Raw genomic sequence first — 16,538 nt, 5'->3', positions numbered from 1 at the left:
TGGTTGTCTTGAAATGCATTGGTTCATACTGTATACTTACACTAAGCGCACACTAACAGACAGGAGGAATCGCAATGGAAAAAGCGGTTAGTTGTGGCGGTGTGGTTATATATCGTAAGAAGATTTTACTGTTATATAAAAACTATCGAAACAGATACGAAGGATGGGTTTTACCAAAAGGTACCGTTGAAAAAGGTGAAAATCACCGGGAAACTGCCATTAGAGAAGTACGTGAAGAAACAGGTGTGACCGGAAAGATTATAGACTATATCGATAAAAGCGAATATTCTTTCAATACACCTTCAGGTATAGTCAATAAAGAAGTATACTGGTATTTAATGACAGCAGACAGTTATTATAGCAAACCACAACGTGAAGAGTTTTTCTATGATTCGGGATATTATAAATATATTGAAGCATATCACTTGCTAAAATTTCCGAATGAGAAAAATATATTAGAAAAAGCATATTTAATGAGTAAGTCATTAATTAAATAGTGTTTATGACTTAAAAAGGACAGGCTTATTCCTGTCTTTTTTGAAGCATGAATGTATTGTGTATTATGAATAAAATAAATTATCAGAAGGAATTAGAAAAAGAACTAAATATAATTACAAAGGCTGGTAAAGTACCACGTCTTTTACTTCATGTGTGCTGTGCTCCATGTAGCAGCTATGTATTAGAATATTTAACTCAATATTTTGATATTACTGCATTATTCTATAACCCTAACATTGACGGTGTGTCAGAATATAACCATAGAGCCCGGGAACTAAGAAGGTTTATTAGTGAAAAAAAATTTATAAACAAAGTGGATGTAAAAGTTTGTGACTACTGCCCGGAAGAATTTTTTAATAATGTAACAGGATTAGAGGATTGTTTAGAAGGTGGAGCCCGTTGTTTTAAGTGTTATAGACTTAGATTAGAAAAAACAGCAACTATAGCTTCTAATAAAAACTATGATTACTTTACAACTACATTATCCATCAGCCCCTTAAAAAATTCAGCTAAATTAAACGAAATCGGAAAAGAATTATCAGATAAATACAATATACCTTATTTGTTTTCTGATTTTAAAAAGAAAGAAGGATATAAACGTTCTATAGAACTGTCAAAGGAATATAACTTATATAGACAGAATTATTGCGGATGCGTATTTTCCAAACGTGAATCCCTAAGAAAGGAAGAATAATATGATTTGTCCAAATTGCGGAAGTGAATGTGATGAGAATCAGATGTTTTGTACAAAATGTGGTACAAAAATCAATTCTTTTGAAAATGATATAGTTACAACTCCCCCTGATAATACCTTTGAAAATATTTTAGGTGGAATTTCTTCAAAAGAGCCGGAAAGTACTAACTTAAATAAAAAAGACTATGCAAGAGAGCATGAAAGCACAAAATCAGAGTCTAAGTCTGCTCCGGCACAGGAGAAAATAAAGCAGCATAAAGAAAGCCGCGAGGTAAAAAAAGTCAATTCCAAGGCTGTTTACCAAAGTACAGGCAATGTTAGTAACAACATGAAAACAAAAAAATCAAAGAAAAGTTCCAAGGAAAAAATAGCAATAATTGCAGTTGTTGCCATTGTATTAGTTACGGCGTCAGTATTTGTTACTCTTGCCATTAAAGAATCTACTATGACTAAGAAATACAACAGATACTATTCCATTGGTAATAAATACTATACGGAAAAGAATTACAAGGATGCCAAAACTCAGTTTATAAATGCATCAAACAATGCCTTTACCAAGGAGCAGAAAATTAAAGCATATGAAATGGTATATACAATAGACGAGATAATTGGCGGCTATGATCAGGAAGAAATTAAATATTTAGAGCTTTTAATTGACACAGATGATACAAACATTAATTATTACGAGGATTTAATTGTTCTTTATCAAAATAACGACATGGAGAACAAAATTCAGCCCCTTATTAATTCTGCACCATCTAACCTTCAGGAAAAGTTAAAAAACTTTGATGGTACAATACCTGTTGCCGGCGTTGATGAAGGAACTTATGATAAGCCTCTTGAAATAAGCTTAGAAGCAGAAGAAGGCGTTAAAATATACTATACCATTGACGGAAGTAACCCTAAGGAAAGTTCAACTAAGAAGGAATATATTACACCGGTAAAATTAGAAGAAGAAGGCACATTTACCTTACGTGCATATTCCATTGACAAAAACGGTAAATCCAGTAAGGAAATGACTGCTAAATATATTTTGGATTTCAAAAAGGTAGATGCACCACAGGTTGAGCCACAAAGTGGAAATTATACATCTGAGCAAAAAATATCTGTTACCGTACCGGAGGGATGCAAGGTATATTACACAACAGACGGTACAATGCCTACTAAAGACTCTAAGGTTTACAAAAAAGAAATAAAAATTCCTAAGGGAAATAACGTTTATTATTTTGTAGCAATAGATGATGAGGGAGTAGTCAGTAACGTAGTTACAAGAGCATACAATTATCAGCCTACTAAGATTTCTTATGATGAGGCAGTTAATTCTCTTGCCAACAGTTTAGTATCTTCCGGCAAACTGGAAAATTCTGATGGAACCTTTAAAAACGGTGATGTGGCATATTTTAACTATGAAAAAACAATAGAAATTAATAAGCAGGATTATTACATTATTACATGTGATATTGAAACATCTAAAGGTGGACGAAAGTCCTCAGAAACATATGCTGTTTCCTGTGAAAACGGGACAAGCAGTAAGGCAGTAGGTAGTGGTGATTCCTATTCACTGTCATCTGATAACGGCGAAAATACAACAACAGAAGAATAAAAGCAAAACCGGGAAATGTAATACTACATTACATCTTCCGGTTTTATTTTTTTGCCATTAATTTCCGTTAAATAAAAAAATCACCGGATTATCCGATGACTATAATAATTATTATTAAATAAAAAGTGCGGATGGCGGGACTTGAACCCGCACGCTTTATGGGCGGCAGATTTTGAGTCTGCTGCGTCTGCCATTCCGCCACATCCGCATAGCAATAAAAAGTTTATCATTATAACCTGTTATTGTCAATAGAAATATTCAAAAACTTTTCTTGACATATACCCTATAGGGGTATATAATCTAATTCATAGAAAATCAATGGGAGAATAATTATGGATAAAGAATGCTGTTGTGCAAAAACTAAAATAAGAGAAGATAAAGAATATAAGGATTTAATAAACCGTTTAAACCGAATTGAAGGTCAGGTGAGGGGCGTTAAGAAAATGATTGAAAATGATGCCTATTGTACTGATGTGTTAATTCAGGTTAGTGCCATTACAGCAGCCTTAAACAGTTTTAATAAAATTCTATTATCAAACCATATTTCCACCTGTGTGGCAGATAATATTAAGGCAGGAAATATGGAAGTGGTTGATGAATTAGTTACCACAATTCAAAAACTAATGAAATAAATGCGTATGGAGGTAGACAATGAACAAGTATAACATAACCGGCATGAGTTGTGCCGCATGCCAAAATCGTGTTGAAAAAGCAGTATCAAAGGTAGCAGGTGTTGATAGTGTCTCTGTCAGTCTTTTAACTAATTCCATGCAGGTTGAAGGAAATGCCAATGAAAAGGATATTTTTGATGCAGTAAAAAAAGCAGGTTACGGAATATCATCTGCCGGTGGAAAACGTTCAAAATCTGACTCAACATCTATTGAAGATACCCAGACACCATTAATCAAAAAAAGGCTGATTGCCTCTTTGGTATTACTTATTCCCCTTATGTATATATCAATGGGGCATATGATGTTTGGCTGGCCACTCCCGGCAGTTATTTCAAATAATCACGTGGCAATGGGACTTATACAGTTGCTTATTACTTTATTTATTCTGGTAATTAACCAGAAATTCTTTATTAACGGAATAAAAGGTGTAATAAATAAATCCCCTAACATGGATACTTTAGTTGCCCTTGGTGCCGGTGCATCCTTTATTTACAGTACATGCATACTATTTTTAATGACTGATGCAGTAATGAAAAATAACAATGATTTGGTTATGACTTATATGCATGATTTCTACTTTGAATCTGCTGCAATGATTGTTACCCTTATTACCGTTGGAAAAATGCTGGAATCCTATTCTAAGGGAAAAACCACCAACGCGCTTAAAGGTCTTATGGACTTAGCTCCTAAAACAGCTACAATTATAAAAACAGATGAAAATGGAAATGAATATGTGGAAACCGTATCCATTGATCAGGTAGAAAAAGGATGTATATTTGTAGTAAGACCGGGTGAGAGCATTCCTGTTGACGGAATTGTAATTGAAGGTGAAAGTGCAGTAGACGAATCGGCAATTACCGGTGAAAGTATTCCTGTTGATAAAACATCAGGTTCGGAAGTTACTTCTGCAACAATTAACCGTTCAGGCTTTTTAAAATGCCGTGCCAAAAGAGTAGGTGAAGATACGACTCTTTCCCAAATAATCAACATGGTTAGTGAAGCAGCTTCATCTAAGGCACCAATTGCCAAAATTGCAGATAAAGTATCAGGAATTTTTGTTCCTGTTGTTATTGCCATTGCCCTAGTAACTATTATTGTATGGCTTATTGCAGGAAAAAACATTGGATTTGCCTTAGCAAGGGGTATTTCAGTTCTTGTAATCAGTTGTCCCTGTGCTTTAGGACTTGCAACACCTGTGGCAATAATGGTTGGTAATGGAATTGGTGCTAAAAGCGGTATTTTATTTAAAAACGCCACAGCCCTTGAAAATGCAGGCAAAACCAAAATAGTTGCTTTAGACAAAACAGGAACCATTACATCAGGAAAGCCTCAGATTACAGATGTTTTCACAACCAGCGATACATCAAAGGAAAATCTTTTAAATATTGCATTTTCCCTTGAAAGTAAAAGTGAACATCCACTGGCTAAAGCCGTAATAGCATACTGTGAAGAGAACAATTGTGAGAAATCTGACGTGACGGAATTTAGTGCAGTTATTGGTAACGGACTTTTAGGAAAAATACAGGACAAAATATATTACGCCGGAAATGCCAGGTATATTTCCGAAAAAATCAACGTTGACGAAAAATCCTTGTCCCTATCAAAGGAGCTGGCAGCTCAGGGAAAAACACCTGTTTTTGTTTCTGATGAAAATATGCTTCTTGGGATTATTGCAATTGCCGACGTTATTAAAGATGAAAGTGCATATGCAATAAAAGAATTAGAAGATATGGGGATTAATGTTGTAATGATTACCGGAGATAACGAAAACACTGCAAGGGCAATTGGTAAAATAGCTGGTGTAGATAATGTTATTGCCGGTGTTTTACCTCAGGGAAAAGAACGTGTAATTGGTGATTTATCCCAAAAAGGAAATACTCTCATGGTAGGAGACGGAATAAACGATGCCCCTGCCCTCACTAAGGCAGACATAGGCGTAGCTATTGGAGCCGGTACGGACATTGCCATTGATGCCGCAGATATCGTTCTTATGAAAAGTAATTTAAAGGATGTACCTGCTGCAATTAATTTAAGTAAAAAGGTTTTGCAAAACATTCATGAAAACCTTTTCTGGGCATTTATATACAACATAATTGGTATTCCCCTTGCGGCAGGTGTATGGTACCCGATGTTTGGCATAACCCTAAATCCTATATTTGGTGCAGCTGCCATGAGCTTATCAAGCTTTTGTGTAGTTACCAATGCTTTAAGGCTTAATCTTAAAGATATTTATAAAATCAAAAAAACAAATAAATCAAAAATTAATTTAACGGAGGAAATTAAAATGGATAATTCATTAAAAAAAGAAATGGAAATTGAAGGAATGATGTGTGGTCACTGTGAAGCAACAGTTAAAAATGCTTTAGAAGCAGTAGATGGCGTGGAGGCTGCAGAAGTAAGCCATGAAAAGAACCGTGCCGTTGTAACTCTTAATAAAGAAGTAAGTGATGATATTTTGACAAAAGCAGTAGAGGATAAGGACTATAAAGTAAAGTCCATTAAATAAAAAATGCTTCTAAATAAAATGCCTGTTTACATTTATTGTGTATTTGGTAAAATAATAGCAGTATAATGACGTGAAAAAACAGGTGAATTTATATGGATTGTACAAGATTTCAGGAATTGATAAATGATTTTATTTTCGATAAAATTGATTATTCTGACGATTTAAAAGAATTTTTAGAACATGCAAAAACATGTAAAAGTTGTAACGAAGAGCTTTCTCTTTACTATACCATCCACAGAGGTTTAGGTGATATACCTGCGCCGGAAGGCAGTGAAGAAGGCGCTGATACCGAAGAGGAATTAGACAATATCAAAAGCTTTTATGATGAATACTTTCAACGTCAGAAAACAATGAAAAAAGCCGGAAAAATATCCATAATCATTTTTCTTTTTATGATTTGTTGTACAATTCTTTTTGTTTATTTAAACGAAAATGGCTATATTTAAATTTGGAGGCATAATGAGTAAATTAGTATTAGTTGACGGACACAGCATATTAAACAGGGCATTCTACGGAGTACCTCTTTTTACCAATTCAGAAGGATTACACACCAATGCAGTATTTGGTTTCTTAAATATATTATTTAAATTAATTGATGATGAAAAGCCTGATTATCTGGCTATAGCTTTTGATGTACACCAGCCTACATTCAGACATGAAATGTTTAAGGATTACAAAGGCACAAGAAAGCCTATGCTTCCTGAACTTAGAGAACAGGTACCGGTTATTAAGGAATTACTGCACAAAATGAATATAACAACCATAGAGTTGCCGGGATTTGAAGCTGATGATGTTATTGGAACCATGTCCAAAATAGGGGAAGATGCAGGAATGGATGTATGTGTATTTTCAGGAGACAGGGATTTGCTTCAGCTAGCCTCTGACAAAGTTATGATATGCATCCCTAAAACAAAAAAGGGACAGACTACCGTTGAAAAATATAAAACAGAAGAAGTAAAAGAGCTTTATAAGGTTACTCCTGTTGAATTTATTGATGTTAAGGCATTGATGGGAGATTCTTCCGATAATATACCGGGGGTTCCGGGAATTGGCGAAAAGGGTGCCACAAACATTATTGAACAGTTTGGTTCTATTGAAAATGCCTATGAGCACGCAGAAGAAATCAGTAACAAGCGTAATAAAACTGCGTTATTAGAGCATTACGACATGGCACAAATGAGTAAGGTTCTTGCCACAATTAACAGGAAATCACCTGTTGAAACTAAGATTGAGGATTGTGTATTTGAAGATATATACACTGCCGATGCATTAGATATGATAAAACACCTGGAATTTAAAAGCATGATTCCGAGATTTTCAGGAGTTACCTTAGAAAACAAATATGAGGATTCCTTTGTTAAAATTTCCCAGCCTGATAAAGCTGAAGAATTATTTAATAACCTTAAATCTGCAGATAAAATAGGACTTTATATTTATGGAAACAATGACATTACAGGTATTTCCATATGTAAAGAAGATGATGCAGTTTACTTTTTACCTGTTTTTGGACTTATTACTAAAGAATATCTTATATTCCATATCAGGGATATTGTAAATTCCAATTGCATAATTTCTGTTGCCAATATAAAAGAAAATAACGATATATTTAATAAAACTATTTTAGAAAATGACGAAAATTCTAATCTTTTTGATGTGGAAATAGCGGCATACCTTATTAATCCTTTATCTAACACATATCTTTACGACGATATTGCAAGGGATTATTTAGGAATTACATTACCGTCTATGGAAGAAATTTTTCCTAAAGTAAAAAAAGGTGAGGTATCACCTTATGAAATAGAAGAAAACGTTATTAATTATTGCTGCTACAATGCCCTTGTAAATTATAAGGCTTATGATGTTTTAAAGTCAAAGCTAATTGAAACAGATATGTGGGATGTATATAGCAATATTGAAATTCCATTAACTTATGCCTTATATTCTATGGAAAAGTGCGGAATTATGATTAAACCGGAAGAACTAAAGGAATATGGCAACAGATTAAACGGAGACATTAAAATTCTTGAAAAGGAAATATATGACGAAGCAGGTCATGATTTTAATATTAATTCCCCTAAACAGTTAGGAGAAATTCTTTTTGGAGAAATGGGTCTTCCCGGTGGTAAGAAAACCAAAACAGGATATTCTACCTCAGCATCAGTTCTTGAGAAATTAGAGCCGGAGTATCCTTTTGTAAGAAAGATTCTTGAATACAGACAGCTTACAAAGCTTAAATCCACATATGCTGATGGTTTGGCAGTGTATATTGGAGACGACAGCCGTATTCACGGTAAATTTAATCAAACCATAACAGCCACAGGAAGAATCAGTTCCACTGAGCCTAATCTTCAAAACATTCCTGTAAGAATGGCTTTAGGACGGGAAATAAGAAAAGTCTTTGTTCCAAAGGATGATTGTGTATTTTTAGATGCAGATTATTCTCAGATTGAACTTAGAATCCTTGCCCATATGTCTGATGATGAAAATTTAATTGAAGCCTACAGAGAATCAAAAGACATACACGCGGCAACGGCATCTTTGGTATTTCATGTGCCTTTAGATGAAGTTACAAAGACCCAGCGTAGCAATGCCAAAGCAGTTAATTTTGGTATTGTATACGGAATCAGTTCCTTTGGCTTAAGTCAGGATTTGTCAATCAGCAAAAAAGAGGCTGAAAAATATATTGATGACTACTTTAAAAGTTATCCGGGAATTAAGAACTATCTGGATAATTCAGTTAAGGAAGCAAAGGAAAAGGGATATTCAACTACCATGTTCGGAAGAAGAAGACCTATTCCTGAATTAAAAGCCGGAAATTTTATGCAGAGACAATTTGGCGAACGTGTGGCAATGAATTCACCTATTCAGGGAACTGCTGCGGATATTATGAAAATTGCCATGATTAACGTGGAAAGAGAATTAAGGAAGAACAACCTTAAATCAAGAATTGTTTTACAGGTTCACGATGAACTTCTAGTAGAAACATACAAAGATGAAATTTCCACGGTACAGGATATTTTGGTTAAAAACATGGAAGGCGCAGCAAATTTACATGTTCCTTTGGATGTTGATGTTAAAGAGGGCAACAATTGGGACGAGGCACATTAACTACAGAAAGAAGAAACATATGATTATTGGAATAATTGGAGGTGTAGGAAGTGGTAAATCCACTGTTCTTGACTACCTTGAAGAAAAATATAATGCCAACATTATCAAGTCAGATTTAGTGGCAAAAGATATTATGACACCGGGTCATAAGGTATACCATAAAGTTTTAAGTACCTTTCCTGAAGTAAATGATAATGGTAATATTGACAGGACAAAATTGGCTGAAATAGTATTTAATGACAAGGATAAATTAGACCTGTTAAACAGCATAACCCATCCGGGAACAATTGATGAAATTAACCGTTTAATTGATATATCAAAATCTGATGTTACGGTAGTTGAGTCAGCCATCCTTATAGGCTCAGGCATTGAAAAACGATGTCATGAGCTTTGGTTTGTTTACTGTGAAAGGGAAGAACGGATAAGAAGACTTATTAGTTCAAGAGGATATTCAAGACAAAAGGCAATTGATATAATAAACAGTCAGCCGGATGATGATGAGTACAATTTCTATGCCGATGAATATATTGATAATTCCTCAACTCCTTCATCCACAATGGAGCAAATTGATTTAATTATGAATAGGGAAATTTGTTAATTTTTTTGTTGACTAATTTTCTTATAAGAGTTAAGATATGTAGCGTGCTACATATCTTTTTTGAGTAGGAACATAAATGACTAAAATTCATTTTTAGGATGCGTCCTACCAATTGCCAACACCCACGGTAGAGGCACTACCATATTCATATTATTTAAGGAGGAAATATGGATGAACATTTTGGACCAATCATAAAAAGGATTGATCAGTTATTTAAAATCAGAATGAATCAGAATTTACAGCAGCTAGATATAACTGCAACACAAATGCACGTTTTATTGCATCTGCATTGTAACAGTGGCAATAAAATAACCCAGAAGGATTTAGCAAATCATTTTGAAGTCAAACATTCAACAATGGCAGGAATCCTTAGTCGTCTTAGTGAAAAAAGCCTTATTGAAATAACAGTGGATGAAGAAAACAAAAAATTTAAAAATATCACTCTCACAAACAAAGCAATGGAAAAAATTGAATTAATGACATCACAAAGGGATGAAACAGAATCCATTTTGTTAAAAGGCTTTTCATCAGATGAAACTACAAGACTTCGTGCATATCTTGAAAGATTATATAGTAATTTAGTAAGTGGCACAGATATATCTGAACAGGATATTTGCTGTCTGAAAAAAGAATTTGAGAGGAGAAACCATGATTAGAACACTGGGAAAACATATTAAAGGTTATATTACGGCATCAATATTGACACCTCTGTGTATGTTAGCGGAAGTTGTAGTGGAAAATTTCATTCCATTGCTAATGTCTGTTATTATTGATTCCATAGGAACCGGAGATTTAAAGAAAATTTACATTACATCAGCCATAATGCTTTTACTTGCCCTTGCAGGTCTCATTACCGGTTTTGGTGGCGGAGTATTCGGTGCTAAGGCTTCAACAGGCTTTGCCAAAAACTTAAGAAAAGCAATGTTTGCAAATATTCAGACATTTAGTTTTTCAAACATTGATAAATTCAGCACCGCAGGTCTTGTTACAAGACTTACAACGGATGTAACCAATATTCAAAATGCTTATCAGATGATACTTAGAATGGCAGTAAGAGCACCTTTTAGCCTTATTGTTGCCATGATTATGGCATTTTCCGTATCACCTAAAATGGCAAGTGTTTATCTTATAGCAGTTATTATTTTAGGTATTATCCTTGCATTTATTACCGGTGGTGCATTTAAGTATTTCAGTCAGGTATTTAAAAAATACGATGAATTAAATGAAAGTGTACAGGAAAACGTAACTGCCATGCGTGTCGTAAAGGCATATGTAAGAGAAGATTACGAGAGAAAGAAATTCAGCAAGGCAAGCTATAACGTATATAAAATGTTTATAAAGGCTGAGGGAATTGTTTCCCTTAATGCCCCTATTATGATGACTACAGTTTATTCATGTATATTGATAATCAGCTGGCTTAGTGCCCAGGCAATTGTGGCAGGTGGAAATCTTCCTCCAAATCTTACCACAGGAAACTTAACATCTCTTCTTGCATACTGCATGAATATACTTATGAGTCTTATGATGCTTTCAATGGTATTTGTTATGATTACCATGAGTTTATCCAGTGGTAAACGTATTGCAGAGGTTTTAAATGAAAAGGCAGATATTGTTAATCCGACAAATCCTGATTACGATGTACCTGACGGAAGCATTACATTTAAAAATGTTAATTTCAGATACAATCAAACCAGTGAAAAGCCTATTCTTGAAAATATTAATATTCATATTAATTCCGGTGAAACAATAGGAATTATGGGAGGAACAGGTAGTGCCAAATCAAGCTTTGTTAATCTTATTAGCAGATTGTATGATATAGAGCCACCTGCAGATGAAAACACCGAAAGTTATCTTTTAGTAGGTGGAAAAGATGTAAAAAGCTATGACCTTGATACCTTGAGACAGGAAGTTAGTGTTGTATTACAAAAGAACGTTCTCTTTTCAGGAAGTATTTTGGATAATTTAAGATGGGGTGATCCTAATGCCACTGAAGAGGAATGTATAAGAGCCTGCAAATTAGCATGTGCAGATGAATTTATTGAAAAAATGCCTGACAAATATAACACCCACATTGAACAGGGTGGAGCTAATGTATCAGGTGGCCAGAAACAACGACTTTGTATTGCCCGCGCATTACTTAAAAAGCCTAAAATTCTTATTTTAGATGACAGCACCAGTGCAGTTGATACTTTAACAGACAGCAGGATAAGAAAGGCATTTAAAGAAGAAATACCTGATACAACTAAAATTATTATTGCCCAGAGAATATCAAGTATTATGGATGCAGACAGAATTATTGTTTTAGATGACGGAAAGATAAATGGTATCGGAACCCATAATGAACTTCTTGAAAATAATGAGATTTACAGAGAAGTTTATATGCAGCAGTCTAACGACAATGGTGATTTTGACAAGAAAGGAGGGGAAGCATAATGGCTCAGGCAAAAGTTGTAAAAGGGCCCGGAAGAAGAAATATGGGACCAAGACAAAAAATTGATCATCCTTTCAAAATATTGGGACAGATAATTAAATTTGTTGGAAAGTATTATGGAGTACACCTTGTTATAGTTTTACTTTGTATTATAGGAAGTGTTTTCGCCAATGTTCAGGGAACATGGTTTATGAAGGCTTTAGTTGATGACTACATTCTCCCTATGGTTAAAACCGGAAGTACGGATTTCGCACCTTTAGTGGGAGCTATGACCAAAGTTGCCGGCTTTTATGTTATAGGTATTCTTACATCACTTATACAGGCGGAACTTATGGTTTTTGTAACCCAGGGTACCCTTAAACACTTAAGGGATGCCATGTTTGACCACATGCAGGGACTTCCAATTAAATATTTTGACACTCACTCCCATGGAGATATTATGTCCATGTATACTAATGACATTGATACATTAAGACAGTTTATAAGTCAGTCTTTCCCTCAAATGTTAAACAGTGCCATTACTATTGTAAGTGTTCTTGCATGTATGTTTGCATTAAGTATTCCTCTTACAATTATTACATTAATTATGATTGCTTTAATATCTTTTGTATCAAAGAAATTAACCGGTCTTTCAGGACGTTATTTTCTTTCCCAGCAAAAGGATATTGGTGCAGTAAACGGCTATATAGAGGAAATGATGGAAGGACAGAAAGTTGTTAAGGTTTTCTGCCATGAGAATCAGGCCATTGATGAATTTAACGAATTAAACGAAAAGTTATATCATTCAGCAAATAATGCCAATAAATTTGCCAATGTTATGGGGCCTTGTAATGCACAGCTTTCCAATGTAAGTTATGTATTATGTGCCTGTATAGGTGCAGTTCTTGCCATTAACGGAATAGCAGGATTTACCATGACTCCCGGAAAGCTCATTACCTTTTTAACATATAATAAGCAGTTTGCCCAGCCAATTAATCAGATAACAATGCAGATGAACAGTATTGTTATGGCATTAGCAGGAGCTGACAGAATCTTTAAACTGTTAGCCGAAAAGCCTGAAACTGACGAAGGTTATGTTACATTGGTACGTTCAAAATATGAAAAAGGTGAAATTGTAGAATGTAGCGAAAGAACAGGAACCTGGGCATGGAAGCATTATCATAAAGAAGACGGCACCACAACTTATGTTCCTATGAAAGGTGAAATTGTTTTTGACGGTGTTGATTTTGGCTACAATGATGACAAAATTGTTCTTCATGATGTAAAGCTTTATGCTAATCCGGGACAGAAGCTTGCCTTTGTTGGTTCTACCGGTGCCGGCAAAACAACCATAACTAATTTAATTAACAGATTTTATGATATTCAGGATGGTAAAATCAGATATGACGGAATTAACATAAACAAAATTAAAAAGGCAGATTTAAGACGCTCTCTTGGAATTGTACTTCAGGATACTCATTTATTCTCTGCCACAGTTATGGAAAATATCCGTTATGGTAATCTAGATGCTACAGATGAAGAAATAATTGCGGCAGCAAAGCTTGCCAATGCTGACAGCTTCATTAGAAGACTTCCTGATGGATATAACACAATGCTTATAGGAGATGGTGGTAATTTATCTCAGGGACAGCGTCAGTTGTTAGCCATAGCCAGAGCAGCAGTTGCTAATCCACCGGCATTAATTCTTGACGAGGCTACGTCCTCCATAGATACAAGAACAGAACGTATAGTTCAGGAAGGAATGGATGCATTAATGAAAGGAAGAACTACCTTTGTTATTGCCCATAGATTATCAACCATCAAAAACAGCGACTGTATTATGGTTCTTGAAAACGGAAGAATTATTGAGAGAGGAAACCATGATGAATTAATGGCGCAAAAGGGAACCTATTATCGTCTCCAAACAGGAAGCAGTCAAAGTTAAAAGTTTTATTTTAATACTTTGCGGCATATATTAGTAAAAAATATATGCCGCTTATTTTATGAAGAAAACTTATTGTATCTTTTTAATTTTAGTTTTATCTGTTTTAAATAATTATATATTTTCAGAGATTTTTTCCGCTTACTATGATATTACCGTAAATATTGTAGAATCTGAAAAATTCAGAAATAATAACATTTCAGAAAAAGCTATTACAAATGCTGCTGAAATCGCATCTAATGAGAAATGCACCTTGTCAGATATTCTTACACCCCTTTACGTTTTTAATAACTGCTCCATAAGTAATTTTAGCGAAACCTACAAAGATATTAAAAATATGAAAAAGCAATTTGTCTTTTCACATCCTTACGAATATAAGGAATGCAGTAAAGCCTTAGCTGCAATATATAATGACATTAAGTTTTTTCCTGTTTTAAAAAGCAATTCTTCTGACTACTGGGTTTCATATGATAATTCCTATGGTGCGGACAGAAATTATAATGGCAAATACAAACATGAAGGTATTGATATTATGGCTGAAAATAATGTTAGCGGATACTACCCGGTAATCAGCGTTACTGATGGAGTTGTGGAAAACATGGGTTGGCTTGAAAAGGGAGGATACCGGGTTGGCATAAGAAGTAATTCCTCCGGTTATTTTTATTATGCCCATTTAAGCAGCTACGCAGGGATAAAAAAGGGAGATAAAATTAAAGCCGGAACATTGCTGGGATATATGGGAGATACCGGTTACGGAAAAGTAGAAGGAACTTCCGGGAATTTTGCCGTTCATCTTCATTTTGGAATATATATTGCCACAAAAAATTATTCAGAGCTTAGTGTTAATCCCTATACGGTTTTAAAATACCTTGAGACTAAAACCCTTGCTGCCGATTATTAACTCTTGTAATAACAACTTTAAAAGTGTAAAATATATAAGAATATTGACTAGAAAGAAGGTACAAAATTATGAATAAAATAAGTACAAACAAAGCTCCGGCAGCTATCGGACCATACTCACAGGCAGTTAAAACAGGAAATCTTTTATTTACATCAGGACAGATTGCCCTTGACCCTGCAACAGGTGAAATCGTAGGTGCAACCATTACCGAGCAGACAGAACAGGTAATGAAGAATTTAGGAGCAATTCTTGAAGAAGCAGGTGTTACATACGAAAATGCCGTAAAAACAGTTTGTTTTTTAGCTGATATGAATGACTTTGCTACATTTAATGAAATCTACGGAAAATATTTTACAGGAAAACCTGCAAGAAGCTGTGTGGCAGTTAAAACCCTTCCAAAGAATGTATTGTGTGAAGTAGAAGTAATTGCAGAAATTTAAAAATTAGGAGTACAATATGACAAAGGATTATATGTTTAACAATAACTTAGAAATATCGTCTTTTAACGGAGAAGGCTACCTTCCCCTTATTGATTTTGAAAGCTGGCGTGTTGCTGAGCTTAGATATTGTGAAGAATTAGAAGTGGATAAACTAAAGGATATGCAAAAGCATAATGAATCTGACGAAGTGTTTATCTTACTAAATGGAGATTTTACTTTGTTTTTAGGTGGACAAGGTTCTGAAATCGGTAAAATAGAAGCCATAAAACTTGAGCCCTTAAAGCTTTACAATGTAAAAAAAGGTACATTTCACACCCACACCCCTGAAAAAAACTGTACTGTTCTTATTGTTGAAAATAGGAATACCTGCGATGATAATTCACCAAAGGTCAAACTTACCAAAGAACAGAAAAAAGTTATTGAAACTCTTTACAGGGATTTAAATTAATTTTGCGAGGTTTTTAATGAGATTAGACAAATACCTTACAAATCAGGGAATCGGTTCAAGAAGTCAGGTTAAGGCATTGATAAAATCAAAAAAAGTATTTGTGAATAATGTTTTGGAAAATAAACCTGAAAGACATATTGACGAAAATAATGATATAGTTTCCCTTGACGGAGTAAACTTAGAATATAACAAATTTTACTATTATATGTTAAACAAACCTCCGGGAGTCCTTACGGCAGTAAAGGATAATAATTACAAAACCGTTATGGATATTATGGATGTAACTCCTAAAGAAGGACTTTTCCCGGTTGGTCGTTTAGATAAGGATACCGAAGGGTTGTTACTAATTACTAATGACGGTGAATTATCCCACAATCTGTTATCTCCCAAAAAACATGTAAATAAAACATATTACGTGGAATTAAACGGTGAATTAATAGACAGCGATATAGATTTGTTTGCTAAAGGACTGGATATTGGTGAAAAAAATATTACTAAACCTGCTAAGTTAGAGATTCTTTCTGGTAGAAACAGGGCATATATAACCATAACTGAAGGAAAATATCATCAGGTTAAGCGAATGTTTCAGGCAATTGGTCTTACAGTTACATTCCTAAAAAGAATTTCCATGGGTTCTCTTATATTGGATAAAAACTTAAAGTCCGGAGGATACAGGAAACTAACTGAAGAAGAAATTAGCAACTTAAAATCAAACTAAA

The 16,538-nt window shown here is 34.4% G+C and carries 15 protein-coding genes and 1 tRNA gene; 15 read left to right on the top strand and 1 reads right to left on the bottom strand.

The genetic code is table 11. From position 1 onward, the window contains the following. Positions 1–74 precede the first annotated feature (74 nt). The 3 genes from H8S00_RS08820 to H8S00_RS08810 all read left to right on the top strand — a co-directional run bounded on the left by H8S00_RS08820 (position 75) and on the right by H8S00_RS08810 (position 2,795). Positions 75–497, top strand: coding sequence for an NUDIX hydrolase (locus H8S00_RS08820; protein ID WP_118588586.1), 423 nt, complete (start codon positions 75–77; stop codon positions 495–497). 65 nt (positions 498–562) lie between these two features. Next, the gene (locus H8S00_RS08815; protein ID WP_186840411.1) at positions 563–1,192 is read left to right on the top strand and encodes an epoxyqueuosine reductase QueH; all 630 of its coding nucleotides are present in this window, start codon (positions 563–565) and stop codon (positions 1,190–1,192) included. A gap of 1 nt (position 1,193) precedes the next feature. Beyond that, entirely contained in the window at positions 1,194–2,795 is a 1,602-nt protein-coding gene (locus H8S00_RS08810; RefSeq protein ID WP_186840410.1) for a chitobiase/beta-hexosaminidase C-terminal domain-containing protein, read from the top strand. Positions 2,796–2,921: 126 nt separating this feature from the next. Here the strand turns inward: H8S00_RS08810 and H8S00_RS08805 are convergent. Next, a tRNA-Leu gene (locus tag H8S00_RS08805) sits at positions 2,922–3,003 on the bottom strand. Positions 3,004–3,127: 124 nt separating this feature from the next. Here H8S00_RS08805 and H8S00_RS08800 point away from each other — a divergent pair. From H8S00_RS08800 to H8S00_RS08745, 12 genes are all read left to right on the top strand, one after another. Further along, positions 3,128–3,427: a metal-sensing transcriptional repressor gene (locus H8S00_RS08800; RefSeq protein WP_021953009.1), complete on the top strand. Its 300-nt coding sequence runs from the start codon at positions 3,128–3,130 to the stop codon at positions 3,425–3,427. Between the two features lie 19 nt (positions 3,428–3,446). Beyond that, positions 3,447–5,972, top strand: a complete 2,526-nt coding sequence (locus H8S00_RS08795; protein ID WP_186840409.1) for a heavy metal translocating P-type ATPase — start codon at positions 3,447–3,449, stop codon at positions 5,970–5,972. Between the two features lie 92 nt (positions 5,973–6,064). Continuing rightward, entirely contained in the window at positions 6,065–6,418 is a 354-nt protein-coding gene (locus tag H8S00_RS08790) for a zf-HC2 domain-containing protein (protein WP_021953011.1), read from the top strand. 13 nt (positions 6,419–6,431) lie between these two features. Continuing rightward, on the top strand, positions 6,432–9,080 hold the full coding sequence (gene polA / locus H8S00_RS08785) for a DNA polymerase I (RefSeq protein ID WP_118588590.1): 2,649 nt from the start codon (positions 6,432–6,434) through the stop codon (positions 9,078–9,080). 19 nt (positions 9,081–9,099) lie between these two features. Then, the gene (coaE, locus tag H8S00_RS08780) at positions 9,100–9,678 is read left to right on the top strand and encodes a dephospho-CoA kinase (protein ID WP_158576780.1); all 579 of its coding nucleotides are present in this window, start codon (positions 9,100–9,102) and stop codon (positions 9,676–9,678) included. Between the two features lie 167 nt (positions 9,679–9,845). Next, complete coding sequence (locus tag H8S00_RS08775) at positions 9,846–10,334, top strand: MarR family winged helix-turn-helix transcriptional regulator (protein WP_118588592.1); 489 nt, start codon at positions 9,846–9,848, stop codon at positions 10,332–10,334. Beyond that, positions 10,327–12,111 (top strand): ABC transporter ATP-binding protein, encoded by a 1,785-nt coding sequence (locus H8S00_RS08770; RefSeq protein WP_118588593.1) that lies wholly within the window; start codon positions 10,327–10,329, stop codon positions 12,109–12,111. The genes H8S00_RS08775 and H8S00_RS08770 overlap by 8 nt, the downstream gene beginning before the upstream one ends. After that, complete coding sequence (locus tag H8S00_RS08765; RefSeq protein ID WP_118588594.1) at positions 12,111–14,033, top strand: ABC transporter ATP-binding protein; 1,923 nt, start codon at positions 12,111–12,113, stop codon at positions 14,031–14,033. The genes H8S00_RS08770 and H8S00_RS08765 overlap by 1 nt, the downstream gene beginning before the upstream one ends. 58 nt (positions 14,034–14,091) lie before the next feature. After that, positions 14,092–14,931, top strand: a complete 840-nt coding sequence (locus H8S00_RS08760; RefSeq protein WP_243052977.1) for a M23 family metallopeptidase — start codon at positions 14,092–14,094, stop codon at positions 14,929–14,931. 68 nt (positions 14,932–14,999) lie between these two features. Next, on the top strand, positions 15,000–15,371 hold the full coding sequence (locus H8S00_RS08755; protein WP_186840408.1) for a RidA family protein: 372 nt from the start codon (positions 15,000–15,002) through the stop codon (positions 15,369–15,371). A gap of 16 nt (positions 15,372–15,387) precedes the next feature. After that, positions 15,388–15,819: a cupin domain-containing protein gene (locus H8S00_RS08750; RefSeq protein WP_021953019.1), complete on the top strand. Its 432-nt coding sequence runs from the start codon at positions 15,388–15,390 to the stop codon at positions 15,817–15,819. 16 nt (positions 15,820–15,835) lie between these two features. After that, positions 15,836–16,537: a pseudouridine synthase gene (locus tag H8S00_RS08745; RefSeq protein ID WP_118588596.1), complete on the top strand. Its 702-nt coding sequence runs from the start codon at positions 15,836–15,838 to the stop codon at positions 16,535–16,537. Position 16,538: the final 1 nt, after the last annotated feature.

The organism is Eubacterium segne, from assembly GCF_014287775.1.
GTDB lineage: Bacteria > Bacillota > Clostridia > Lachnospirales > Lachnospiraceae > Eubacterium_G > Eubacterium_G segne.
This window is presented reverse-complemented; position numbering and strand designations above follow the sequence as displayed.

Coding starts and splice junctions, on each gene's coding strand:
- H8S00_RS08770 (WP_118588593.1), top strand. CDS start 10,327: ATGATTAGAACACTGGGAAAACATATTAAAGGTTATATTACGGCATCA.
- H8S00_RS08790 (WP_021953011.1), top strand. CDS start 6,065: ATGGATTGTACAAGATTTCAGGAATTGATAAATGATTTTATTTTCGAT.
- H8S00_RS08760 (WP_243052977.1), top strand. CDS start 14,092: ATGAAGAAAACTTATTGTATCTTTTTAATTTTAGTTTTATCTGTTTTA.
- H8S00_RS08750 (WP_021953019.1), top strand. CDS start 15,388: ATGACAAAGGATTATATGTTTAACAATAACTTAGAAATATCGTCTTTT.
- H8S00_RS08795 (WP_186840409.1), top strand. CDS start 3,447: ATGAACAAGTATAACATAACCGGCATGAGTTGTGCCGCATGCCAAAAT.
- coaE (WP_158576780.1), top strand. CDS start 9,100: ATGATTATTGGAATAATTGGAGGTGTAGGAAGTGGTAAATCCACTGTT.
- H8S00_RS08745 (WP_118588596.1), top strand. CDS start 15,836: ATGAGATTAGACAAATACCTTACAAATCAGGGAATCGGTTCAAGAAGT.
- polA (WP_118588590.1), top strand. CDS start 6,432: ATGAGTAAATTAGTATTAGTTGACGGACACAGCATATTAAACAGGGCA.
- H8S00_RS08800 (WP_021953009.1), top strand. CDS start 3,128: ATGGATAAAGAATGCTGTTGTGCAAAAACTAAAATAAGAGAAGATAAA.
- H8S00_RS08755 (WP_186840408.1), top strand. CDS start 15,000: ATGAATAAAATAAGTACAAACAAAGCTCCGGCAGCTATCGGACCATAC.
- H8S00_RS08775 (WP_118588592.1), top strand. CDS start 9,846: ATGGATGAACATTTTGGACCAATCATAAAAAGGATTGATCAGTTATTT.
- H8S00_RS08815 (WP_186840411.1), top strand. CDS start 563: ATGAATAAAATAAATTATCAGAAGGAATTAGAAAAAGAACTAAATATA.
- H8S00_RS08810 (WP_186840410.1), top strand. CDS start 1,194: ATGATTTGTCCAAATTGCGGAAGTGAATGTGATGAGAATCAGATGTTT.
- H8S00_RS08765 (WP_118588594.1), top strand. CDS start 12,111: ATGGCTCAGGCAAAAGTTGTAAAAGGGCCCGGAAGAAGAAATATGGGA.
- H8S00_RS08820 (WP_118588586.1), top strand. CDS start 75: ATGGAAAAAGCGGTTAGTTGTGGCGGTGTGGTTATATATCGTAAGAAG.